This window comes from Paenibacillus sp. FSL F4-0236 (assembly GCF_038000135.1).
Lineage (GTDB): Bacteria > Bacillota > Bacilli > Paenibacillales > Paenibacillaceae > Paenibacillus_AQ.
In genome coordinates this window covers 2,765,543-2,791,609 of the sequence record NZ_JBBOBK010000001.1, presented here as the reverse complement: position 1 = coordinate 2,791,609, position 26,067 = coordinate 2,765,543, and the positions used below count along the sequence as shown (strand labels likewise).

18 protein-coding genes are annotated in these 26,067 nt (G+C 43.4%); 13 read left to right on the top strand and 5 right to left on the bottom strand.

The window, feature by feature from the left end; genetic code table 11:
• Positions 1-190 precede the first annotated feature (190 nt).
• From NSQ29_RS12570 to NSQ29_RS12560, 3 genes are all read left to right on the top strand, one after another.
• Positions 191-2,980 (top strand): glycoside hydrolase family 3 C-terminal domain-containing protein, encoded by a 2,790-nt coding sequence (locus tag NSQ29_RS12570; RefSeq protein WP_341125220.1) that lies wholly within the window; start codon positions 191-193, stop codon positions 2,978-2,980.
• A 320-nt stretch (positions 2,981-3,300) separates the two neighbouring features.
• A complete protein-coding gene (spoVB, locus tag NSQ29_RS12565; protein ID WP_341125219.1) occupies positions 3,301-4,857 on the top strand; it encodes a stage V sporulation protein B in 1,557 nt (518 codons plus the stop codon).
• Positions 4,858-5,070 (top strand): hypothetical protein, encoded by a 213-nt coding sequence (locus tag NSQ29_RS12560; protein ID WP_341125218.1) that lies wholly within the window; start codon positions 4,858-4,860, stop codon positions 5,068-5,070.
• A gap of 176 nt (positions 5,071-5,246) precedes the next feature.
• Here NSQ29_RS12560 and shc read toward each other — a convergent pair whose 3' ends face one another.
• Together shc and NSQ29_RS12550 are read right to left on the bottom strand one after the other, a co-directional pair.
• A complete protein-coding gene (gene shc / locus NSQ29_RS12555; protein WP_341125217.1) occupies positions 5,247-7,139 on the bottom strand; it encodes a squalene--hopene cyclase in 1,893 nt (630 codons plus the stop codon).
• A 128-nt stretch (positions 7,140-7,267) separates the two neighbouring features.
• Positions 7,268-7,714: an OsmC family protein gene (locus NSQ29_RS12550; protein WP_042188137.1), complete on the bottom strand. Its 447-nt coding sequence runs from the start codon at positions 7,712-7,714 to the stop codon at positions 7,268-7,270.
• A 258-nt stretch (positions 7,715-7,972) separates the two neighbouring features.
• Here NSQ29_RS12550 and NSQ29_RS12545 point away from each other — a divergent pair, with 258 nt between their 5' ends.
• The 9 genes from NSQ29_RS12545 (at position 7,973) to NSQ29_RS12505 (ending at position 21,477) form a co-directional block, all read left to right on the top strand.
• On the top strand, positions 7,973-9,430 hold the full coding sequence (locus NSQ29_RS12545; protein ID WP_341126758.1) for an aldehyde dehydrogenase family protein: 1,458 nt from the start codon (positions 7,973-7,975) through the stop codon (positions 9,428-9,430).
• 18 nt (positions 9,431-9,448) lie between these two features.
• Complete coding sequence (locus NSQ29_RS12540) at positions 9,449-10,318, top strand: methyl-accepting chemotaxis protein (protein WP_042188141.1); 870 nt, start codon at positions 9,449-9,451, stop codon at positions 10,316-10,318.
• 246 nt (positions 10,319-10,564) lie between these two features.
• The gene (locus tag NSQ29_RS12535) at positions 10,565-10,948 is read left to right on the top strand and encodes a hypothetical protein (protein ID WP_052404285.1); all 384 of its coding nucleotides are present in this window, start codon (positions 10,565-10,567) and stop codon (positions 10,946-10,948) included.
• Positions 10,935-11,420, top strand: a complete 486-nt coding sequence (locus NSQ29_RS12530; RefSeq protein ID WP_339271252.1) for a nitroreductase family protein — start codon at positions 10,935-10,937, stop codon at positions 11,418-11,420. Before NSQ29_RS12535 ends, NSQ29_RS12530 begins: the two co-directional genes overlap by 14 nt.
• A gap of 11 nt (positions 11,421-11,431) precedes the next feature.
• Entirely contained in the window at positions 11,432-13,171 is a 1,740-nt protein-coding gene (locus tag NSQ29_RS12525; RefSeq protein WP_341125216.1) for an ABC transporter ATP-binding protein, read from the top strand.
• Positions 13,158-15,011: an ABC transporter ATP-binding protein gene (locus NSQ29_RS12520; protein WP_081951118.1), complete on the top strand. Its 1,854-nt coding sequence runs from the start codon at positions 13,158-13,160 to the stop codon at positions 15,009-15,011. The genes NSQ29_RS12525 and NSQ29_RS12520 overlap by 14 nt, the downstream gene beginning before the upstream one ends.
• Before the next feature lie 143 nt (positions 15,012-15,154).
• Positions 15,155-17,686, top strand: coding sequence for a GH39 family glycosyl hydrolase (locus NSQ29_RS12515; protein ID WP_341125215.1), 2,532 nt, complete (start codon positions 15,155-15,157; stop codon positions 17,684-17,686).
• A gap of 167 nt (positions 17,687-17,853) precedes the next feature.
• On the top strand, positions 17,854-19,167 hold the full coding sequence (locus NSQ29_RS12510; protein WP_339803869.1) for an MFS transporter: 1,314 nt from the start codon (positions 17,854-17,856) through the stop codon (positions 19,165-19,167).
• A 36-nt stretch (positions 19,168-19,203) separates the two neighbouring features.
• Positions 19,204-21,477 (top strand): glycoside hydrolase family 3 protein, encoded by a 2,274-nt coding sequence (locus NSQ29_RS12505; RefSeq protein WP_341125214.1) that lies wholly within the window; start codon positions 19,204-19,206, stop codon positions 21,475-21,477.
• Positions 21,478-21,568: 91 nt separating this feature from the next.
• Here the strand turns inward: NSQ29_RS12505 and NSQ29_RS12500 are convergent, their stop codons facing one another.
• The 3 genes from NSQ29_RS12500 to NSQ29_RS12490 form a co-directional block, all read right to left on the bottom strand.
• Positions 21,569-22,114 (bottom strand): TetR/AcrR family transcriptional regulator, encoded by a 546-nt coding sequence (locus NSQ29_RS12500; protein WP_341125213.1) that lies wholly within the window; start codon positions 22,112-22,114, stop codon positions 21,569-21,571.
• A gap of 142 nt (positions 22,115-22,256) precedes the next feature.
• Positions 22,257-23,393 (bottom strand): glycosyltransferase family 61 protein, encoded by a 1,137-nt coding sequence (locus tag NSQ29_RS12495; protein WP_341125212.1) that lies wholly within the window; start codon positions 23,391-23,393, stop codon positions 22,257-22,259.
• A gap of 111 nt (positions 23,394-23,504) precedes the next feature.
• Positions 23,505-24,368, bottom strand: a complete 864-nt coding sequence (locus NSQ29_RS12490) for an AraC family transcriptional regulator (RefSeq protein WP_341125211.1) — start codon at positions 24,366-24,368, stop codon at positions 23,505-23,507.
• Between the two features lie 139 nt (positions 24,369-24,507).
• Between NSQ29_RS12490 and NSQ29_RS12485 the strand changes: the two genes are divergently transcribed.
• Positions 24,508-26,004, top strand: coding sequence for a glycoside hydrolase family 43 protein (locus NSQ29_RS12485; RefSeq protein WP_341125210.1), 1,497 nt, complete (start codon positions 24,508-24,510; stop codon positions 26,002-26,004).
• Positions 26,005-26,067: the final 63 nt, after the last annotated feature.

Genomic DNA, 26,067 nt, shown 5'->3' with positions numbered 1-26,067 from the left:
CAGCAAAATTACTCGTTATTAAATTAGTGAAGGGTCCAAACTAAAATTATTATATTAATAAAGTTAATTATTATATATATTCCAGTTTTCCAATGTACTATAATGATATAGATGCATTGTTAGCATGTTATTAAAGGAATTGAAGATTTCAAGAAACAACCTATAGAATTGAACAACAGGAGGAAATAAGTTGAGCACACAGAATGTGGGAATTCCATTAGAAGGTTTTGCAGAATTTAGCCGGACAGTAGCCGCTGAAGGTGCGGTGCTGGTGAAGAATGATAATCAGGTACTTCCGCTTGGCGAAGGCGATAATGTTGCGATTTTTGGCAGATCCCAAGTGAATTATTATCGCAGTGGTACAGGTTCCGGCGGTAGTGTCCATGTTACTTATACGACCAATTTATTGGATGGTCTTCGCACTAAGAAGAACTTTACAGTTAACGAAGAGCTGGCTGCTGTCTATGAAAAGTGGATTGAACAGAATCCATTTGATAATGGTGGAGGCGCATGGGCTGCAGAACCTTGGCATCAGAAGGAAATGTCTTTGAGCAATGAATTGGTTTCCGAAGCTAGAAACAAATCGAATAAAGCCATTCTTGTAATTGGACGCACGGCAGGGGAAGATCAGGATAATGCTGATGCACCGGGCAGCTACCAATTAACAAATGCTGAACAGGCAATGCTGAAGCAGGTAACTACATATTTTGAGCAAACAATCGTTGTCCTGAATGTCTCCAACATTATTGATATGAACTGGATGAACGATGAAAGCTATAAATATCCAATTTCAACTGTGATTTATTCATGGCAGGGTGGTATGGAAGGCGGAAATGCGATTGCAGATGTGCTGTCTGGAGAGGTAACTCCAAGTGGTAAACTGACGGATACAATCGCTTATTCCATCAATGATTACCCATCAACACAGAATTACGGCAATGAATTTACGAACTTGTATCAGGAAGATATCTATGTAGGATATCGTTATTTCGAGACATTTTGCCCAGATAAGATTCAATTTGAATTTGGTTATGGTTTATCTTATACAACTTTTAGTATCGAGCCAGAAGAAGCCAAGTTGATTACCAAAGAAGGCGAGTCTTTCATTGAAATCGGCGTAACCGTTACCAATACAGGAACTTCCTTTGCTGGTAAAGAGGTTGTTCAGGTCTATTATGAAGCTCCGCAAGGTAAGCTTGGTAAACCAGCTAAAGCTCTGGTGTCATTCGGTAAGACGAAAGTTCTTGAACCGGGTGAAGCACAGCGCCTTACCGTGAGTTTCTCAGCTCATTCTATGGCTTCTTATGATGACGCAGGCGTAACAGGACATGCTTCTGCCTATGTTCTCGAAGAAGGAACGTACCGCTTGTATGTGGGAACTAGTGTTAAACAAGTGGTGGCAGTCGGTGTTGAGGGTAAAGACGGCTATGTCGTTGAAACTCTTCAAGTTGTGGAGCAATTGCAAGAAGCGCTCGCGCCTACAGAAAGCTTTACGAGAATGATGCCAGGTGCTCAGAAGGCGGACGGTTCGTACGAGATTGTTTATGTTGAAGTTCCTAAACGTAAAATTTCGTTGGCTGAGCGAATTGAAACTAATCTTCCAGAGACGATCTCACAAACAGGTAATAAAGGATATAAATTAAGAGACGTATATGAACAGAAGGTTAGCATGGAAGCCTTCATTGCACAGCTCAGTGATGAGGATTTGGCTGCAATTGTACGTGGTGAAGGGATGAGCAGTCCTTTAGTTACACCGGGCACGGCTTCTGCATTTGGAGGCGTAAGTGACAGTTTATTTAATCTCGGAATTCCAGTGGCTTGTACAGCTGATGGTCCTTCAGGGATTCGTATGGACAGCGGAGCAAAGGCGACTCAAGTTGCTATCGGAACGCTTCTTGCAGCTACTTGGAATGCGGATTTGGTAGAAGAGCTTTATGTTATGGAAGGGCAAGAGTTGTTAAGAAATAACGTGGATTCCTTGCTTGGACCTGGCCTTAATATCCGACGCAGTCCGCTTAATGGACGTAACTTTGAGTATTTTTCAGAAGATCCTTTGATCTCTGGGGTGTTTGCTGCTGCATGTACTCGCGGTATCTTGAAAGGCGGCTCAACCGCTACGATGAAGCATTTCGCTTGTAACAATCAGGAGAAACATCGTAGTAAAGTAAACGCCGTGGTGTCTGAACGTGCACTTCGTGAGATTTATTTGAAAGGTTTTGAAATCTCCGTGAAGCAGGGCGGTTCGAATTCTATAATGACCTCCTACAATCCAGTTAATGGACACTGGGCGGCTTCGAATTATGATTTGAACACCACGATTCTTCGTGGAGAGTGGGGCTTTAAAGGCATTGTAATGACTGACTGGTGGGCGATCATGAATGATGTAGTTAATGGTGGACCAGCAGATCGGAAATTTACAAATTGGATGGTTCGTGCACAAAACGACCTCTATATGGTTGTACCTAACTATGGTTCAGAAATTAACGGATGGAATGATAACACCATTGAGTCGTTGGAAAATGGCACGTTAACCCGTGGAGAGCTCCAACGTTCTGCCATAAACATTTGTGAGTTTATCATGAATGCACCTGTATTCTCTAGAAAACAGGAAATTGTAGAAACTGTAGAGTTCTTTAAAGCTAATCCTTCACTTACTGAAGAACAAGCTCAATCCTTATCACAGAATCCACAGGTTAAACCTGTCGTAGAAGGATCGACTAGCTTTAAAGTGGAACAGGCTGGTCAATACCGTATCCTGGTGCATATCATGTCAACGGAACCTGAGCTGGCTCAAAGTGCGTGCAATGTATCAGTGAATGATCAATTGATGACAACCATTCAAACAAATGGTACTGAAGGTCAGTGGATCAGACAAAAGCTTGTGAAAGTTGAACTCGAAGCAGGTCTTTATGATATGAAATTGGAGTTCATCAAACCAGGTTTGCAGATCGATTGGATTGAATTCAATAAAATCGACTAGGTGTCATGCATTAATGTTAGATAGATAGTAAATATAGTTCATTTCTAAAAACCGCGATATATTTCGCGGTTTTTTTGTTGTACTTATTGTTGAGGGGGTTCATATATTTCATTTCCACTGCTCCACATGAGTATGTAGGGTTGATTTCGACTCCTTTATTGGATACTAAAATATGAGGAAATTGACCGGTACACCAACTATGGTGTGTCGGGCTTTTTGCATATTATATACTTTACAAATACTTGTCAGCATGTACTTGTGTTTGTTCGAATAAGTTAGAAAGTAGGGCCAGGACAAACCATAGGTGGAGATGCGTAGAAATGGGGATGCGTAAACAAAGCTTTATTCGTGGCACGTTCATTTTAACCGTGTCGTCATTTTTTACAAAAGGGCTTGGATTTTTGAATGGCGTTTTGCTGGCACGTTTTTTAGGAGCCGAGGGGGTAGGGCTGCTTATGATTGCTCATCCACTGCTACCCTTGTTTATTACGTTGACAGAGCTGGGGCTTCCTGTTGCGATTTCAAAGCTTGTCTCAGAAGCTGAGGTTAAGCAGGATGAAGCGCGAGTAAAGCGAATTCTCACAGTATCTTTAAGTATTACGGGTACGTTGAGTATTATACTAACTTTAGTGGCTCTATTTGGCTCCAAATGGATCGCGTCGGTTTTTTTAGCCGATCAGCGGGCGTATTATGCTATGGTCGCTATTACGCCGATCATTCCAATTATCGCGATGTCAGCTGTATTGAAAGGTTATTTTCGTGGAAAACAGAATATGAACCCGCTGGCCTTTTCCGATATTATTGAGAATTTGGCGCAAATCATTGTCATTATCGGTGTTGTCAACGTTTTGCTGCCTTATGGGATTGCTTATGCAGCTGCGGGCGCTATGGCGGCTTCCGTGATCGGCGAAGGTTTTGGTTTGCTCTATTTGTTTGCTGTCTTCAAATGGGCAAATCGAGGGAAGATCAAAACCACCCCACCGCCTAGTTCAAGTTTTTCACCCAAAGGAGACAGTACGTTGAAAGATCTGCTGCGCATCGGCTTACCGATGACAGGCAGCGGATTTATTCATTCTCTCTATCATGCGTTTCTCCCATTGCTGATTACGAAAAGTCTAGTCCTGTTTGGTGTGGGGGTTGAGATGGCGACTAAGCAATTCGGACTTTTAGGGGGATATGCTCTCCCCATGTTGTTTCTCCCCAGCTTCTTCACTCAATCGTTGTCCACTGCATTAATTCCGGCGATCAGCGAAGCGAGTGTAAGCAATAATAGCAAGCTTATGCATAGTCGGATGGATATGGCTATGCGATCCGCGCTTATTGTAGGTCTTCCATGTACAATCATCCTGTACTTATGGGCTGTACCATTAACTACTTTGATCTATCATTCGCCAGAAGCGGGCGAGCTGCTAAGGTTGATTGCCCCCTTATTTTTCCTTTATTATTTTGGAGCACCACTGCAAGCGATACTGCTTGGTTTGGGGAAAGCATCAACCGTCATGTGGAACCATATTCTTACGAATATTTTTGAAGTGATTGCGATCTTTGTTCTCGGTTCTAATATTGGCATCGAAGGGGTTGCTATAGGGTTCGGACTGGGGCTTTTACTGCTGACACTGCTGAATTTTTTGTCTGTGGCAGGAACGATCGGATTTTATTTTGATTTTCGTATTGTATTCAAGGTGGGCGCGGGAGGAATTATCATGACGATTTGCGGGATGACGGCTCACGGTATACTGGAGCGAATGGACCTGGGGCAGATCATTGAACTGTCTGGAGCATTATTCGTTTCGTTGATTACCTATGCTGCAACATTGCAGTTAACTCATGCTTGGGAACGGTCACCGAAACCACCGACGATTACGCCTATTTCATGAATGGGGATATTTCGGTATCGTGCACCAAAAAGTAAATTGAGTAATGCAACCCTCTGTGTAACAGTATGGAGGCGGATGAAGGTAACGGGGATCAGCGAGGTGTTTAACTGTATTTTGTACAGCTATAAATGGATTGGTAATTTAGAAGGAAGTGTAACGGACAAAAGTATTCAACCCCCGGTTCATAACATCAGAGCAACGATTCTCCAATAACGGATGATCGCTGCTCTGATGTTTTTTACGAATTTTTGTTTGAACTGATGAATACATACCGGAGCGGGGTATTGGAAAGGGGAGCTAGATTCCCAAAAAGGACTACATAAGGCGCGATCTAGTTTTATAAGACACTTTGAGAAGTGAAGCAGGACTACGCTAGTTATTACCGAGTATTATCCTTGACCGTATTTTTTTCTAAAATGACTCAGTGTGAGTAACGGCCAGATATAGCGATAACTATGATAATTAGAATAGAAATTGCCGGGGAGACCAGCGCCTGTTGGATAAGAAGTTTTCCAATCCTCTTCATGAATAGACATGATTAATCTTTCAATCCCTTTTTCCACCGCAGCTGTTGATTTCGGCTGAATGGTGATGAGTGCGTCAAGCGCCCATGCGGTTTGGGAAGGCGTACTTTCGCCTAATGGTACATACTTCAAAAGCCGATCACTATGACAAGATTCCCCCCAACCCCCATCCGAGTTCTGTATGCTTAGGAGCCAATTCGCTCCTTTTTGCAATGTTTCATGTTCCAGTGGCAGGCCAACGGCCTGCAATCCTGTTAAGGCAGCCCATGTCCCATAGATGTAACAAACGCCCCATCTTCCGTACCATGAGCCATCCTTCTCCTGCTGCTGAATCAGCCATTTCACACCTCGCCCGATGAATTCGTTTCGCGTATCAAGCTCGGCAAAGTTCCCGAGATACTCCAAGGTGCGCCCGGTTAGATCTGCCTCCGAGGGATCAATAGCAGCAGATTTAGCCCCATCGATTGCGAGCCAAGTGAGCATTTCTTTATTGGTGTTTTTTTCAAAAGCTGGCCAGCCACCGTCTTTATTTTGCATCGATAGGACCCAGTTCAGCCCACGATTCCATGACTCTAGATAGGATGGCTGATTTATTGATAAACTTCGAATGGCTCGTAAAGCAGCGGTCGTATCATCCACATCCGGATTAATCGTATTAGATTCTGAGAAACCCCATCCCCCCGGAGTTGTATCCGGATTATGAATACTCCAATCAGCAGTTTTATGCTGTTGTCTGGTCAGCAGATACGAAGTAGCACGTTGAATCGCGAGATGATGATCAGGAATTTGTGACTCCTGTAAAGCATAAGCGATTAGAGCCGTGTCCCATATCGTAGACGGAGAGTTTTGAATTGTTGTTTTACTTTCAGAACGGCATTGCATCGAGGTAAGCCCATCTATGGCATTCGTAATCAGAGGATGCTGCTGGTCATAGTCCAGAGCCAGAAGGGCATAGACCATAAGAATTGTACTAGTTGCGTAACTGTATAGAGTCCCGTCGGATTCAATCCGCTGGAGAATAAACTGTTCTGCTTTGGTTCGGGCAACTTCGTGAATGTAGCGAGGGCTTCCAAGAAGTCTGCTTAGGCCAGTTTGAATAACGTCCTGCAGCTCATGATATCCACGGGAAGCGGGTTCAGCATCTTCAATGCGTGTGTCTATGAGATCAGATAGATCAGGAGCATTCGCTGTTGAGATCGAGAAACGTCGATCGGCCATAATAAGCATAGGCGTGAGATGCACTCTTGAATAGCCAGAGAACTCAAAATAGTTAATAGGAAAATAAGACGGGAACAACAGAACTTCTAGGGGAATCGAAGAGATTGATAAAGGCCATTTGCTCTGACCAGTAGCTGCGAGAATGACTCTGGTTAGGATGCTAGTTACTTTTCCAATTCCTCCTTTGGATTGAATATAATGCTTTGCGCGCAATATCGGCTCATCTGTCACCTTACTGTACCCAGAATAGAGAAGGGCGTAGTAGGCTTCAACCGAGGTGGATAAGTTACCATCTTTTTCATCTCTATACAATTGCCAGAATCCAGCGGATTGCTGCTCAGCAAGAATGCGATCATGTAGCTGTCGAATCAGGGCTTCATTCTGTACGTTCAAAATCCGAAAGAGAATGATGACATAGGCATCGATAACGATTCCATTCTCAAAACAAAAGTGCCAAGATCCATCTTGCTGCTGTTGATCAATCAGGAATGCCGTTAAACGCTCGATCTCATTATCTACTGTGCTCAGTATAGGATTCATTCCTTAGGTACCTCCGAGGTCCTTCATTTTTAGTATTATATGATGGATGAGAGGTTGAAATGAAAAAGGACTGTAAAGTTGCTTGATGCAACCTCACAGCCCTTGATAATATTTAGCTAATCAATCGGTTAATTTTCAATCACGATACGGTTCAGCTTAAGATTTACCGGGGCAGCAATCGTGTCACCAACAGGGCATTTGCTTTCTAAAAATTGTACGAATGCTTCGACCTTCTCGGCAGGGGATGGGGTCTTTATGTAGAATGTATATCGAATATCGGAATAGCCGGGACGGACTTCAGAACGGTTGAAAAATCCATCGAGGTCCAGATCACCTTCAACATCTACTCTGAAATCTTCAAGCTCTACCTCAAATTTGGAAGCATAAACTCGAGCCACAATAGATTGGCAGGCCCCTAAAGAAGCAAGCAAAGCTTCAACAGGATTCATTCCTGTATCCGTCCCCCCGAGATTTTGTGGTTCATCGATGACGAGCTCGAATTGTCTTGCTTTTGTAATGACTTTAACCCCATCTTGTAAATGGGCAGTTGCTTTGAAAGTTTGAACATTTGGCATTTGTCTACACTCCTTCTTCTGGACAACCCAATTATGATTAGATGTTTCGAATTTTATGTAATTCATAGTATTTTTCTGGGAATTGTTTAGATTATAGTTCTATTCTTTGTACCTTGTCAATACTTGATTTGTTTTATTGGAGGTAGATAATGTGTCGTTGAAATGACGTTTACGTGAATATGAAAATTGACTTCACAACTATCTCTATTATGTCGATAAATAGATAGATTGTTTGGTATTTATATACACTGGAGGGATATTATGAACTATTCAGAACTAGGAAAACAATTTATAGGTGGGGAATGGAGAGAAGGGAAGAGTAGTAAAACACTGACAGACATCAATCCATATAATGATGATGTAATCCATACTTTTCAAATTGCCAGCGTTGCTGACATTGACGATGCTTATCAAGCAGCTTATAAAGCAAAGCTGGAATGGGATAAGGTTAACCCGTATATTAAACGTGACATCCTTGAGAACGCTGTTAAATATATTGAAGCGAATGAGGAAGAAATTACATCCATTATTGTTAAGGAACTGGGTGGAACGAGGCTGAAGGCAGCATTTGAGATTGGTCTTGTAAAAAATATGGTAAAAGAAGCGGCAACGTTCCCACTTAGAATGGAGGGTAAGATCCTGCCTTCTACAGAGGATGGTAAGGAGAATCGGCTGTACCGCATCCCTGCAGGCGTGGTTGGGGTGATTAGTCCTTTTAACTTTCCTTTCTTCTTGTCTATGAAGTCGGTTGCTCCTGCGCTGGGTGCTGGAAATGGTGTGGTACTTAAACCACACGAGGATTCACCCATTACGGGTGGAACTCTGATCGGCAAAATTTTTGAAGAAGCAGGTGTACCGAAGGGGCTATTAAATGTTGTAGTGACGGATATAAAGGAGATTGGCGACGCGTTCGTCGAGCATCCGATTCCGAGAATCATTTCCTTCACGGGTTCGACTAAGGTTGGAAGCTATATAGGTCAACTGGCAATCAAGAACTTCAAAAAGCCGTTACTTGAGCTTGGCGGCAATAGCGCGTTCATTATCATGGAAGATGCGGATCTCGACTACGCAGTACAAGCTGCGACATTCAGCAGATTCACACATCAAGGTCAGATTTGTATGTCTGCCAACAGAATCATTGTACATAAGACGATCTATCAGGATTTTGTAAATAAATTCAAAGAGAAGGTATCTACACTTACAACAGGTGATCCGAGTGATCCACAGACCATCATTGGACCAGTCATCAACCACCGCCAAGCAGAGACACTGGAAAAGTTAATTGCTAAGGGCATAGAACAAGGCGCTGTTCCTCTGTTGCATGGTAAGATTACCGGCCGAATGGTAGAGCCTACTATCCTTATTAATGTTAAAACGGATATGGCTGTTGCACAAGAGGAGCTGTTTGGACCAGTTGTATGTATCATTCCGTTCGAAACGGATGAGGAAGCTATTGAAATTGCCAACGATACGCGTTTTGGGCTAAGCGGAGCAATTCATACTTCCAATCTTGAGCGTGGTGTAGAAATGGCTAAGAAGGTCCACACTGGAATGGTTCATGTGAATGATGTCACGATTAACGATGAGCCGATTGTAGCTTTCGGAGGAGAAAAACAGTCCGGTATAGGCCGTTTAAATGGGAAATGGAGCTTGGATGAATTTACAACGATGAAATGGATTTCAGTTAATTATGGACAAAGAAAACTCCCTTATTAAGGGTTTGGAGGATAAAACGTGAATGAGATAAATGTAGAAAAAACACAGCATGAACTGATTAATGCTTTCGTAAAAGTGGCTCCACTGCTGAATAGTCTCTATAACGATGACATTACAATTGGCATTTATGACACGGAAAAACTGATCATCAACATTCCGGGGAAAACATTCTCGCTGAATGTCAATCCTGGGGATCCACTGATGGAAGGGGATATTGTAACAAATGCGATTAGGAATGATACAGCATTATCAGCTGTCGTTCCGAAAGAGCTGTTTGGTTTTCCGCTTGCTGCACGTGCGATACCGCTTCATGACGAGCAGGGCAAGGTAATCGGTGGTATCGGTATGGGGACAAGCCTCGAGAAGGCGAATAAGCTTTTTGAAATGGCAGAGAGTTTTTCCGCTATTGTCGAACAGACAACGGCATCTATTGATGACATCAGCCAATCGGTTTCTCATCTTACCGGTCGTGTGACAGACATAACAAACCAAATGAAGGATGTTAGCTCCAGTGCTCAGCAGATCGGAAAGATTTCGACTGTGGTTAAAGAGATTTCGGATCAGAGCAACATGTTAGGACTTAACGCTTCTATTGAGGCGGCAAGAGCAGGAGAATTTGGGAGAGGGTTTTCGGTTGTTGCCGATGAAATTCGGAAGCTGGCGACGAGCTCCAAGGAAAATGTGGACCAGATTAATGGCATTTCTAAGAATATTCAGGAACTGTTGCAACGGTTAAATCATACGTTTTCTGATATTCACGCGCTTACCGGTAGTCAATCAGGAGCAATTAAAGAATTTTCTGCAACGATTCAAGAGATAAGCTTAAAAGCGGAGGAACTAGCGCAGGTTGCTGAAGAAACGCTTTTTAGAAAAGATAAAAGTCAATAAGCAATCAGCATTGATTATACATTAATAAGAATTAATAAGAAGAAATACAGTTATCTTGTATTTCTTTTCTCTCTTTAAGCCTGCGCTTTACGCGGGTTTTTTTGTTGTTTGTTGGAATTCAGAAATGAATAATGCTGATGTTACAAAATGGAAAAATAAAACTTGACAGGATTAGATCATCTCGTATACATTTGTATACATAAACGAAACGTATACATATGTATACAAAGTAAAGGAGGAGTAAATATGCGTGATGGACATTTCGGAAAACGCGGTCATAGAGAACATGGGGAACACAAAGACCGTGGAGAGCATAGAGATCGCGAGCATATGAGCAGACATGGGATGGATTCTATGGATGGTCCCCCAAAAAGTGCTCAAACTTTTCGTCGCGGCAGAGCTTTAGCATTTTTGGAAAAGCTTAATGTGAATCGAGCCACTTTACAGCGGCAGCTGCAAACACCGGAGCTGGATTCGATCAAGCAAGTGATTAGCGGTGAATTGAAGGCAACGGAAGCGATTATTGAAGAGTTTATCCATATTTTTCAGATTCATGAAGTAACGCCGGAAGATAAGACTGTTGGCGAAATTAAAAAAGAGGAGAATGATCAAAAAAATGAAAACCATTGATCTTATAAAAACCCGTAGAAGTATTAAGCAATTTAAGGCGGATTCGATTCATGAGGATGATTTATTGAATTGGCTGGAAGCAGCTAGTTATGCTCCAAACCATCGTATGAACGAACCTTGGGAACTCCTATTTATCGGGCCTGAGACTAGAGCTAAATTAAAGCATAAGACGAATTTCGGAAATGCTCCTGTAGTTCTTGCTATCTTATCTAAACCTGGTGCAACAGCGTTTGAGCGTGACGAGAATGTTATGGCTGCCGCTTGTTTCGCACAGAACTTCTTATTAGCTGCACATGAAGTGGGGGTTGGAGCCTATTGGGCTTCTTTAGGTGCTTTACCTCATAATCGTGAAATTCTAGGTGTCCCGCAAGATTACGATGTGATTGGACTATTTGGCATTGGATATCCGGAGGAAGTTCCAAATGCTAAGCCAAGAACACCGATGAAATCAAAAATCACATATTTATCTTAAAAGGTGATGGAATGTGGAAACTTAAGAGTTACTTAAGGCCATATTGGTTGTGGTCTGTGTTAGCACCACTTATGATGATGCTCGAAGTGTTTATGGATTTGCTTCAACCTACACTAATGGCGAGCATTGTGGATCATGGGATTATGACGAAAGATTTATCACATATTTATTCGACGGGATTGACCATGCTTGGAGTAGCATTTGTCGGTCTAATTGGTGGGGTGGGCTGCACCGTTTTTTCGAGCATCGCCTCACAAAATTTCGGGAATGATTTACGGATTAACCTGTTTGAACATATTCAGAAATTCTCAAACAAGAATCTGGACCAATTGAAGACGGGCTCGTTGATTACTCGTTTAACAAACGATGTGGTACAGCTACAAACCTTTGTTCAGATGATTTTGCGGAATATTCGCTCTCCATTGTTATTAATCGGCAGCTTGATAATGGCTATACGGATTAGTCCTTCACTAACCCTTATCCTTGTCGTTGCCGTGCCATTGCTGGTTGCAATATTATATGGGTTGATTCGACTTTCTTTCCCTTTGTTCGAGAAAATGCAGGTCAAATTAGACGGCGTCAACACAGTATTACAGGAAAATTTATCGGGTATCCGTGTAGTCAAAGCCTTCGTCCGTGCTAAGCATGAACAGAAACGGTTTAATACAGCTAATAAGGATTACACAGAAACTGCGATAAAAGCGGTGCGATTAATGTCGTTAAATATGCCGCTCATGATGCTTGTGCTCAATGCTAGTATCGTAGCTGTTCTTTGGTTTGGTGGGCTGCAGAGCTGGAACGGCTCGCTGCCGGTCGGTCAGCTAATCGCCTTCATTAACTATATCACCCAATTGTTGATGTCTATGCTGATGTTGAGCAATATGCTCACATTCTTCTCGCGTGCAAAGGTCTCCGCAGATCGGGAGAATGAAGTGTTTTCTACGATCAGCGAGATTACAGACGTAACCGAAGCTAAAAAAGATAAGCTACTAAACGGTCGAATTGTATTTGACAACGTTTCCTTTGCCTATGATCTTGCGGATGAGAACCTCGTGTTAGATGGCATCAATTTCACTGCTGATCCAGGTGAAACTGTAGCCATCCTTGGAGCCACAGGCGCTGGTAAATCAACCTTGGTGAGCCTCATTCCACGCCTTTACGATGTTTCTTCTGGATCAATCACAATTGATGGTTCCGACACTCGGCAAATTTCTTTGGAACACTTACGTCGCAAGATCGGTTACGTTATGCAGCAAGCCATTCTGTTCAGCGGAACAATCCGTGATAATATCCGATATGGCAGACCGGAGGCTACGGATGAAGAAGTGGAACAAGCAGCAAAAGCTGCTGAAGCGCACCATTTTATTTTAGAGCTACCACAGGGTTATGATACAGTGCTTGGCCAACGAGGCATCAACTTGTCCGGTGGGCAGAAGCAACGGCTTTCGATTGCAAGGGCGTTGTTAATACAGCCAACAATTCTCATCATGGATGACAGTACGAGTGCGCTCGATGCGGCGACTGAGTCACGAATTCGGCAAATGTTAAAAAAACGGCTGAGTAGCAGCACTAATATAATGATTGCTCAGCGTGTCACATCAGTGATTGACGCGGACCGCATCTTAATTCTAGAAAACGGCCGAATTGCTGTACAAGGTACACATGATGGTCTAATGAGTAGCAGTGAAATTTATCGAGACATCTGGAAATCACAGATGAAAGGGGAGGAGGTTCCTTATGTCAAAGCATGACAACGGCATGAACACTCCCCCTATCCATAGACCAGGCGGATTCGGACCAGGAATAGGACCGGGATCTGGCCCCGGACGCGGCGGCGCTGTGCCAATCGTGCGCGCCAAAAATCAAGCGAGCACGCTTAAACGCATCTGGACTTATTTGAATCGTCAGCGGTTCGGGTTAATCATTGTATATGTATTTACTGTGTTGAATGCACTTCTTTCATTGATCGGACCGTATCTCATCGGTAAAGCGATTGATACTGCGGTTATTCCACACGATTATCAGGGTCTTATTCGGTTTTGCATACTCCTTATTGGCATTTATGGGCTAGGCAGTGTAGTTGCCTGGGTGCAAGCATACGTCATGACATCTGTTTCGCAGAATACTGTTTTTGAGCTGCGCCGTGATCTGTTCAGCAAGTATCAGCAGCTGCCCATTAAATTTTTTGACACTCGGGCTAACGGAGAATTGATGAGCCGGGCAACTAACGATATAGAGAGTGTATCCAGCACACTCAATCAGAGTGTAACCCAATTGTTAAATAGTTTGATTACACTAAGCGGCTCCCTCGTTATTATGTTAATGCTGAACGTTCCGTTGACTGTAGTCTCATTAATCACGATCCCGCTCGTATTATTGGCTAGTCGAAAAATCATTGGTTTAAGCCGCACTTATTTTAGAAATCAGCAGCGACATTTAGGTGAACTTGGCGGGTTCATCGAAGAAACCATCAGCGGACAAAAGGTGGTCAAACAATACAGTAGGGAAGAGTCAGAAGTTAAACGATTCCGAAAAATAAGCGGAGAACTGAATAAGGTCAGCATTAAGGCACAAATCGTATCAGGATTAGTAGGACCCGTGATGAACATGATTAATAACCTTGGTTTTGCGATCATTGCCGGGGTTGGGGGCTGGATGGCTTTCCATAACATGGCTACGGTTGGTATAATCGTTAGCTTCCTTACCTATTCCAAACAGTTCGGTAGACCCATTTCTGATCTTGCTAACCAGTACAATTTAATTCAATCTGCAATCGCTGGTGCAGAGCGTGTGTTTGAGGTTTTGGAGATGCCGTCCGAATACGGGGATGAAGAAAGTGAGGATCTCCCAAGATTAACAGGGGAGGTTGTTTTTCAGGACGTTTCTTTTGCTTACAAAGCGGATTCCCCGATTCTGTCGGGCGTTACGTTTGAAGCAAAACCTGGGGAGAAAATTGCACTCGTTGGCCCAACAGGAGCAGGTAAAACAACCATCGTTAACCTGCTGATCCGATTTTATGATTTGAATGGCGGTTCCATACGAATTGATGGTCGCGACATCCGAGAGCTGGATAAAAACGCACTTCGTAGTCAACTAGGGATGGTGCTGCAAGATGCGCATGTATTCTCGGGAACGATTCGTGAGAATATTCGGTTTGGCCGACTCGATGCGACCGATCAAGAGATTGAGCAAGCGGCTCAGCTAGCCAATGCGGATGCTTTTATCAAAAGATTGCCGCATGGTTACGAGACCCTCCTCAATGCAGAAGGCAGTAATCTGAGTCATGGCCAGCGCCAGCTGTTAACGATTGCTCGCGCAATTTTAGCTGATCCTGCCATATTAATTCTTGACGAAGCAACCAGTAGTGTGGACACACGTACGGAAATGCACATTCAACAAGCAATGAAGAATTTGATGAAGGGTCGAACAAGCTTTGTAATCGCCCACAGGCTTAGTACGATCCAGGACGCCAATCGCATACTCGTGATCCAGGGTGGAGGAATTGCTGAGCAAGGAAGTCATGAGGAGCTTCTTGCGATGCAGGGCGCCTATTACGAGTTATACAATACCCAGTTCAAACGAGCGATTTAAAGAAACATTTGTATGGCTTATGAAAAAACACTGACTTGGATCAGTGTTTTTTTGTTAGAGAGGTGACCACAGACCAACGAATTGACCGCCAAAACGCTACATTGTATGCTACTACAAGATAATGTAAACAAGGAAGTGATTATGTGAGCCATTCCAGCTATGAGCAGCTTGAGACCGAAGGCAAACTACCGTTTGATGTTTCTTTACATAGTGTCAACTTCGTGCCGAATCACTGGCATATGAGTGTGGAGCTGATTTTTGTGCTGTCCGGCAATCTAGAGGTTTCGACCGGAAACCGTCAATATAGGCTTAAAGAAGGGGATATGCTACTCATTAACCAGTGTTACGTGCATGAAGTTATCGGATTAGATCAGAATATCATCGCTACCTTTCAAATCCCAACAACCTATCTTAAGCAGCATATCCACAATGTGGAGAAGATCAGCTTTGAATGTTATTCTGCTGAAGTCGGTCCTGAGAAGCAAAATGGCTTAGATAACATGCGTCAGCTCATGGCTGAAATGGTACAACTTAAGTATAAAGGCGGAGAAGCCTATGAGCTGGAGATGGAAGCACGTATGCTTGGGTTATTCTCTATTTTGGTCAAACAGTTCAAACTGCCAAATTCCGGCGAAGCGATGAATATAAAATATATGGAACGAATGATGAGCATCATCACTTATATAGATGAACATTATAAAGACCCGGTGTCGCTGCAGACAATCGCAGAACGAGAGTATTTGTCGGTGCCGTATTTGTCCAAATTTTTTAGCGAGAACATTGGGGTCAACTTCCAGACTTACTTAACCAGCATTCGTTTAAAAAATACCGTAGAAGCCCTTTTAAGAGATCAAGAGCATTCGCTTGCTGAGCTGGCACTTGAGCAGGGCTTTCCAAACGCAAAATCTTTTTACGCTGCATTCAAAAGCCGATATCATATTACACCACATGAATATCGCAAAAAATATCGGCCTCAAACTCATGCGAAACAGGAAGGTTCTGCTTCCGGCTACTTAGCATTTAATCAATCCAGCGCACTGGGCATTGTTCGGCAATTCCTCCGGCGTAGTCAGTCGCACCAGCTTGAACCCGTACATGCGGTTGTTCAGCTATCTGCGAGTATTCCATTAGACAGGATTCAGCGGCAAATCCAGCATAGCTGGAAAAATATCATTACGATTAGTAAAGCAAATGAAGGACTTCAAAGTGATGTACAAGCTCATTTGAAATATGTACAAGAGCGGTGTCCGTTTCGCTATTTGCGTTTTCATGGAATTTTTGATGATTCAATGATGGTGTACCAGGAGGATCACGAAGGGCAGGCACATTTTAATTTTCGCTTTGTAGATCAGTTGTTTGATTTTTTGTTATCGATCGGCTTGAAGCCTTTTATAGAACTGGGGTTTATGCCTTTTGATCTCGCAGCAGACAGCAGTAAACATGTGTTTTATGAAAAGAGTTACGTGAGTCCGCCTAAATCCATGGACCGCTGGTGCGAATTGGTAGATCGGTTTATTCGCCATTGTATCAATCGATATGGTCTTGAAGAGATTGAAAGCTGGAAGTTTGAATTCTGGAATGAACCGGAATATGGTTTGTTCTGGCCTGCGACGGAAGAAGTGTACAACGAATTGTATGCCCGAACGTTCGATACCCTCAAAGCCATCTCTCTGAACCTTCAGATTGGCGCTCCTGGTAGAATTATTACTCTGAACTCCAATGCGTTTTGTGAACAGTTTTTCGCTTTCTGCAAAGAACGGGGTTGTCTTCCAGACTTTATCCCGTTACATTTTTATCCGCATGAGGACATGGATGATCTGCTTAGTAAAAATTGGGAGCCTAAAGAACGATTAAGTGAAAAAGAAATATCTCCACTTACAGTAGAGGGGTTCAACAAAGTGTCCCCAAACCCCGATTATTTGAAGGAATCGCTGGAGCGTGAAATAGGGCTGCTCGCTGATTTGGGACTTAAAGGTCAAGATCTATATTTAACCGAATGGAATTCAACGGCATTTCATCGTGAACTGACCAATGACACATTATATAAAGCTGCATATATCGTAAAAAATATCATCGAAAATCTCGACAGTATCAATGGGTTCGGATATTGGGTACTGAGTGACAATATTGAAGAAACGGCGGCTTCATCCCGGATATTTCATGGTGGTCTTGGACTTATGGCTCAGTATGGAATTCCGAAAGCCGCTATGCATGCCTATGAAATGCTCGCTAAACTGGGGGATCGGCTAGTCGCACATGAAGAGGGTTATATTGTGGCGGCTGGAAGAGGTGGTTATCAGATTTTGGCTTATAATTACTGTCACTTTGATGATTTGTACGCGCTTGGTGATACTTCATTCATTACACCTACTAGTCGTTATAATGGCTTCAAAAACGAGAGGCATCTTAAAATTGAACTCACATTAACTGGATTACCATCTGGCAGATATAAGCAAGTGAACCATACGATCAGCAGGGCACATGGCAGCAGCTTTGACAAGTGGGTAGAAATGGGGGCTCCACCCGTTCTGACTGTAGAGGACACTGCTTATCTAAAAGCTGCCTCTCTTCCAGGTAGACAGATTCAGCTTCTTGAAGTAGGTGAAGAGCTTTCTGTTGTCATTAGAATGGAACCTCATAGCGTAGAGCTCATTGAGCTGACTCCATTGTTTTGAGAAAATGAGTCAATTTTTAAGCTTCATCTTGATGAATAATATTGAAACGCTTTCATTTAGATTAAAAATGAACCTAAAAGTGTGTAATTGACCACCTCTCCTCCAAGAGGTGGTTTATTTTATAATCAAATTGTAAACGTTTTCTAAAAGGACGAGGAGGAATTACAATGACTGGAGCATCGACTAAAGGGCAGGTTCACACCCCTTTTCGTAGATTGACCTTTGGTATTCTGCTTGGTTACGGCATGATGATGCTGGCACTGATGACACCTGCCACCTTGCTGCTGACCTTTAAAATGATTGAAGTGGATCCGAATGGATATACCTCTTCCTATGGACTGGTTGCAGGAATAGGTGCATTCTTTGCTCTTATCGGAAATCCGATTGGCGGTGCACTCAGTGACCGAACCCATCTTTCGTTCGGACGGCGGCGCACGTGGATTATCCTAGGTCCACTAGTTGGCTGTGCTGCGCTGGTATGTACTGGTTTCGCCAACGAGCCTTGGCAGATCATGATTAGCTGGGCAGTCGCACAATTTTTCTTCAATGTAGGGATGGCAGCCTATACAGCGCTTATTCCAGACCAAGTACCTCAGGAGAAACAAGGGACAATCTCCGGATTAATCGGTCTCACTATTCCAATCGCTATGACGGTAGGGATGATCATGATGACAGTGATGACTTCAGTTTCTTCAGAAATTAAGTGGCTTTTGCTAGGTGTAATCGGCATCATAGGTCCACTTCTCAGTACGTTGATTATTAAAGAAGGTAAAGTAGAACTTGTTCCCAAGACACATAATCAAATATCTCTGGGTAAGAAGCTGAGTACGATTTTTCCTAGTCCACGTAAATTCCCGGAATTCTCTTGGGCTTTCGTATCCAAGTTCCTGATCATGATGGGATATTGTAGCACTTTATACCTCACAGTCATGCTGGTAAACCGGATGGGACTTACGGAAGAGCTGGCCACCGCAAAGGTTGCTACGATTAATATCGTTATGTTAGTGGGTGTTGCAATTACAAGTATCTTCGGTGGGGTGTTGTCAGATAAATTTGGTAAGCAAAAACCATTCCTGATTGTTTCAGGGTTCATCATTGCTATTGGGGTTCTGTTGTTTGCCTTTGTGCCAAGTTATCCGGCCTACATTGCCGGAGCTGCAGTGATCGGATTGGGCTTTGGCTGCTTCTCAGCCGTAGATATGGCACTCGTTGCACGGATTCTTCCAAGTAAAGAGGATTCCGCCAAAGACTTCGGAATTATGAACGTAGCTAATGCGTTGCCTCAGTCCATTGTTCCAGCAATCGCTCCTGTGCTGTTAGGCATTGGCAGCTGGACCTTCTTTTACATCTTCCTTGCCGTCTGCACTATACTCGGTATGCTGGCAGTGAAGCCACTTCCAGAAGTGGGAACAGAGAAAAGAGCTCAAACTGCTGAACTAACAGCTGTCGAAGCGCAATCACAAAAAGCCAATCTGGTCTAAGAAAAAACAAACAAGAAAACAGTGGAGGGAAACCATATGAATCAGAGAGAGACTATTAACACTAAAAGCCTTCATACCATTTCTTACGTAAGCAATAAGGGCGGTCCAACCTTGGGTTATTCCCCGGATTCTGGAGTGCAGATTCTCGAGCAGGATGGACTGTTCTTCAAAGATCTGAATCGTAATGGCAAGCTGGATAAATATGAGGACTGGCGATTGACACCGCGAGAGCGGGCTGAAGATCTAGCTTCACAAATGAGTATTGAACAAATTGCTGGACTCATGCTGTATAGTCGTCATCAATCCATCCCAGCACTTAGTAGCAGTTGGTTCTCAGGAACATATAACGGTAAATCTTATGAGGAGAGCGGAGCCAAACCATGGGAGCTTACCGATGAACAATTAGCATTTCTGGCACAGGACCATCTGAGACATATTCTGGTGACCACCGTGGAGAGTCCAGAAATAGCTGCTCTGTGGAACAATCAGGTGCAGGCATTTGCAGAAGGAACCGGCCTTGGGATTCCAGCCAACAACAGCTCCGACCCACGCCACGGCTCAGATTCTAGCTCAGAGTTTAATGCTGGAGCTGGTGGGCAAATCTCCATGTGGCCGGAGACGCTGGGTCTTGCGGCAACCTTCGATCCGAAGATCACCTATCGTTTTGGGCAAGTTGCCTCACGTGAGTATCGTGCACTTGGTTTAGGGACGGCGCTATCGCCGCAAATCGATATTGCTACAGATCCACGATGGTTTCGTTTTAACGGCACTTTTGGCGAGGATTCGAAGTTATCTGCTGACATGGCAAAGGCTTATGTCGACGGCTTCCAGAGCTCGGAAGATGACAGGGAGGTTAACGAAGGCTGGGGATATGACAGCGTGAACGCTATGGTAAAACACTGGCCTGGCGGTGGTTCCGGGGAAGGCGGAAGGGACGCACATTATGCTTGCGGCAAATATGCTGTCTATCCGGGCGGTAACTTTGATGAACATCTTATTCCTTTTACAGAAGGAGCTTTTAAGCTGGATGGTCCAACCAAGCAGGCTTCAGCGGTCATGCCATACTACACAATTTCTACAGATCAAGATCAAGTGAACGGGGAGAATGTCGGAAACTCTTATAGTTCCTATCTTATTACCGATCTGCTTCGGGAAAAATACGGTTACGATGGCGTTGTGTGCACAGATTGGCTCATTACAGCAGACGAATCAGATAGTAAGGATTCCTTTCTCAGTGGTAAACCTTGGGGCGTAGAGGGTATGTCCGTCGCAGAACGGCATTACAAGCTCTTGATGGCAGGCGTTGACCAATTCGGCGGCAATAATGAGATGGAGCCCGTCCTTGAAGCATACCGAATGGGAGTAGCTGAGCATGGAGAGGTATGGATGCGGAATCGCTTTGAGCGGTCAGCTGTTCGGCTTCTACTTAATATTTTCCGTCTGGGTCTCTTCGAGAACCCGTATTTGAAGCCTGAGGAGAGCGCTCAGATTGTTGGGAATCCTGAGTTTATGCAATCAGGCTATAAAGCACAGCTGAAGTCGATCGTGCTGCTGAAGAACAAAAATCGGGTATTGCCGTTGGCAGCGAAACAAACCGTATATGTTCCGAAGCGTTATACTCCAGCAGGAAAGGATTGGTTCGGCAACCCAACGCCGGAAAAGACAGAATATCCGGTGAACCTGGATGTTGTGTCTAAATATTATCATGTGACAGATCAGCCGGAAATAGCAGACTTTGCTCTTGTCTTCATAAGCAGTCCTAAATCAGGAGTAGGCTTTAGTCAGGAAGATTCTGAGCAAGGCGGTAACGGCTATGTGCCCATTAGCTTGCAATATAGACCGTACACTGCGGAACATGCTCGGGAGCAGAGCTTAGCTGGAGATGCGCGAGATAACGATGTACTTAACCGTTCTTATAAAGGAAAAACCGTTGTTACGCATAATGAGAGCGATCTGGATCGTGTCCTGGAAGCTCGCAAGCTGATGAAAGACAAACCGGTAATTGTGTCGATGTTATTGTCCAATCCTTCGGTTGTTGCCGAATTTGAGGGAGAGGCTGATGCTATACTTGTTAATTTTGGGTTACAGGATCAAGCACTTATGGAGGTGTTAACGGGTGCCGAGGAGCCTTCGGGATTGCTCCCAGTACAAATGCCATCAGGTATGCAAACGGTAGAAGAGCAGCTGGAAGATGTGGCACATGACATGGAATGTCATGCGGATTCAGAAGGAAATGTATATGATTTTGCCTTTGGAATGAATTGGAATGGTGTTATAGAGGATGAAAGAACGAAGAATTACCGGAAATAAGAACCGTTCTGCAGAAAAATAAAAGCAAAGCACCGCCTGAAGAATTTATCAGGCGGTGCTTTGTATATCAATCGGTTTTCCGATGGCGGAGCTATAAATTTCTTTCCAACAAAGTCCCAAGTTGTTCAGCCAAGATTTGATGTGTCACAGGCTTCTCATTCTTGAACCACCATTCCACTACCCCTGCATAAGCCGATGCCACAAAACTAATCATAACCTCTTCATTTAATCCGTGGTTTATCCCTTTCGTTACATTTACTTCATGTCTAAACTCTTTTTGAAGAAAGGTTAAGAACCGATTACGGAAATAAGGGGCGCCTTTGCTCGCCAGCATCATAGAGAAAAAAGAATAATGATTATCGAAGTATTCCGTCCACTTTAACGTGGCCTCAATAAAATCTAAATCTGCTGCCGATTCGCAAAGTACTCTAAGAACTTCTATATGTTCCTCGATAAGCTTGTCTAATAAATCATATTTATCCTGATAATGAAGATAAATGGTTCCTCGGCTTACATTTGCCTTGTCGGAGAGATCCTGTATGGTAATGTCGTCAAAATTCTTCTCGGACATCAGTTCAATAACAGCTTTCTTAAGTGCTTCTTGCGATTTAAGAATCCTTCTATCCACTTTAGACAATTGAGTTTCTCCTTACTTTCAAAAAAAATGAACACTTTTATAGGACCTGTTCAGTATTGAACAAAACACACACATCGCTTTAAAAAACCAGAAACCCGCAAATTTCTCTTTAAGAAGCGTAGACAAGCTCAATGACGATAGGCTAAGTATTCAAACCTGCCAAATGCAAAATCTGCTTCAGACGATCTATATCCACATAGATATCTTCGAACCCCGGAAAACGAATAGCAGGATCTGGCCAGCCTTGACCATACATCATGTAATAATCAAGAGCGTTATGGTTGCTGATCATCCAATACGTTGGAACGACATGCTGTTCATGAACAATTTCAATAACTTGTGTTCCAGATTGACAAAAAGCCAGATTGGCCAGTCCAGCGCCATGTGCTCCCATGATTACCTTTGCCGAAGCGAATAACTGGATTTGCTGGGCAACCGTCCAATCCTCAAGATAAATAGGTTGAATGCTATATTCTTCAAGGCAGCGTATAACTTTCTCTTCATTGACTAAGCGCCTGGTGCTTGCTTTGTTTCGAGAAATATAAATACGCTCAGGTGTAGGGAGTGTTGATTCCCTATGAGGCAGCAATAATTTACGTAGCGTATCCGTGGTCCACGGGGGATAGTGGGAATTCATCATCAAAGAAGGGACAAGTAGCTGATCAGCTTCAAAGTAAGCTTCAGGATTTGTCCGGATTACTGAAGACTCTGATATACCGAGCATAGCCCAGGTTTGTTCCACAAATGGTCCATATGGATTTGGATTCATGATGATAGAGGTATAAGGAATTCCACTCGTTTTAAGCATCGCCAGCCTAGGGAGCACATCATACAACCAGTGGAAATAGTTATGGCTTCCGCAAAACGTCAACACAGCCACGGTTCCTTCTAAGTATTGAAGTTTTGGATCATTCCACCGGTGGAACACAGGGTGTTCTTCTGCTTCTAGCATTCTATTTTGAACGGCGTCATATTCCTGTGACAGATCAAAGATCAGCTTTCCCTCCGGAGATAGAACAGCACCAGATTCTCCCCATACCCTTCCACTCGAGATAGTGGCTACGTATCCGCCAAACGGCTGTAAACAATAAGGCGTCAGTGCAGGATGAATACTCGATTCAATGCTTTTAGGAGCGGTGAACTCGGCCACCTGACCGAAATCAAACGGAATAACCTGTCCACCTTCATGGATAGTTCTTTTTTGTCCCCATTCTGTTTCAAGTTCCAAGACGCTTCGGTAATATCCAGAGGGCGCTCCCCCGTTCATAGAAAAACTCATCGTTTCACCTCTTTTGACCAAGTAGAACTCCAGAAACATCATTAAGCTATTCTATGGAACAAAGAACTTAACGACACAATTCCTTCTGAAAAGGGCGAGTGAACAGTTCCTTTATAGCTTCTTCCGATAAGCCGTAGGAGACATACCGTAGGTTTTGGTGAACTGTCGTGTAAAGTAATTGCTATCGCTAAACCCGCTTTCATGTGAGATCTGAGTAATACTGAAGTTAGAATGCTTCAACAAGCTGCAAGCCCGTTCCAGACGCATTCGATGGAGATAGGAGATTGGAGTCGTCTGATAGTAAGAGCGAAAGATCCGGTTTAAGTGTCTAACAGATATCCCTGCGTGTACGGCGATTTGATCCAGCGACAACGCTTCAAGATAATGGTCTTCCATAAAAGAGAGCGACTTCGCCAAATGTATTAGATGATTATCCTGGCTGCTTTTATCCTGTTTTTCATAATGCCTTGATAAATAGACAACCAGTTCCATAAACCGTGAGACGAGCAACGTCTGATATCCTTGAAGCTTGTGGCTATATTCTTCAATCATACCGGCAATGAGTGCAGTGACAAACTCCAGCATGGGAATTGGCAAGCTTAGTTTACTTGTGTAGGCATGTTTATGACGATACAACGGTTCCAATACAAACAGCGCCTGAAAGCCGTTCGAAGTTCGCAGATCCGATCCAGCCGTCGACAGCATTTCAGGCTTGTACATAATATTACAGATCTTAAAATCCTGAGGATCTTTAAAAGCATGCGGGGTTGAACCGTTAATCACAAAAACATTCCCCTTCTTGATGAATGATTCTTCGGTATTCACAATATGCGTAGCAGTACCACTCAAGACGATTACGAGCTCTGAAAAGTCCACATGTCTATGAAGGTCAGTATCATTGTCGTGAAAGCCGTATTGAATAAAGAATGGGAATTTCTGATCTGATGTAAACCAATTCAAATAAAATTCGCTCAATTCGTAACCCTCCAAAAGCATGTCTAGATGAATGTCTATATCATGCTATTTTACGACTGGATAATCAAGGTTTATCGTTTAGCTAGTGGAGTATAATCCTTGACATAGATTCAAATGTTCAACAAAAGGAGAATGCTTCATGAAATATAACAATCCGATATTACCAGGTTTTTATCCAGATCCAAGCATTTGCAGAGTAGGCGAGGATTACTTTTTGGTAAACAGTTCATTTGCTTACTCTCCGGGAATACCCATTTGGCATAGTAAAGATTTAGTCCATTGGAAGCAGCTCGGGTATTGCTTAACACGTGATTCCCAGCTTCAATTTGATAAATCGGTCGTGTCTGGAGGGGTGTGGGCACCAACTATTCGTCATCATAATGGTCGATTCTACATGGTGACGACAAATCAGGATAGCGGTGGACATTTCTATGTTTGGACGGTGGATCCAGCAGGTGAGTGGTCGGATCCTATTTATGTGGATCAGGAAGGGATTGATCCATCCCTATTTTTTGACGATGGAAAAGTATATTTTACAAGCACTGGCACCAAGGATGGTATGGGAATCTACCAATGTGAGATTGATATTGAAACGGGCCATAAGCTGTGCCATTCTCGTTTGATATGGACAGGCAGTGGCGGTAAATTTCCTGAAGGACCACATCTTTATAAAATAAATGGCTACTATTATTTAATGTGTGCTGAAGGCGGGACAGAATATGGACACATGGAAACCATAGCAAGAAGTAAATCACCCTATGGACCCTATGAATCCTCACCCCGGAATCCCATTTTGACTCACCGGAGCTCGGATTACCCTATACAAGCTACGGGACATGGCGATCTGGTAGAAGCACAGGATGGCAGCTGGTGGGCGGTATTTCTAGGGATTCGACCAGTAGGATATCCATATCGACATCATCTTGGCAGAGAGACATTTCTTGCTCCGGTCCATTGGAGTGAAGATGGATGGCCGATGATTGGAGATCACGGTGATGTTGGATTAGAAATGGAAGCTGACACTCCACCACCGGTGCTATGGGAAGACGAGCCTGAGACCGATGATTTTAATCGATCTGATTTAGGAATGAGCTGGAATTTTATTCGCAATGCTAAAAAAGTCGATTGGTCTTTGCAGGAGCGACCAGGGTGGCTAGCATTACATGGAGCTGATGTGAGATTAAGTGAACAGGGAACGCCTGCATTTATTGGCTGTAGACAGCGTCACTTGGATTGTGAAATCTCCACTAAAATGGAATTCAACCCACTAGATGGTGATGAAGCGGGTCTTGTTGTGTTTATGGATCAGATGTATAACTACGAAATCGGACTAACCCAGGTAGAAGGTGAAAATGTGATTACGCTGCGAAGACAAGTGGGTAGCATAAGTGATGTGAAATATTCTTCTCCATTGGAAGACACAGTCGTAGAATTGAAGATTCAAGCATTACCTGAGAAATATTTGTTCTCTTATCGAGGTGCAGATCAGTTATGGCATCCACTAGGTGAAGCGGAGACACACTTGATCTCTACTGAAGTGGCAGGCGGATTTACCGGAGTGTTCTTTGGGATGTATAACTACTCTATCAACCGAACAATCGCATATTATGATTGGTTCTGCTATCAAAAGGAATAACAATCCTAAAATATGTTAAATTAAGAAATGGCGATGCTCGGGATGTTTCCCTGCACCGCCATT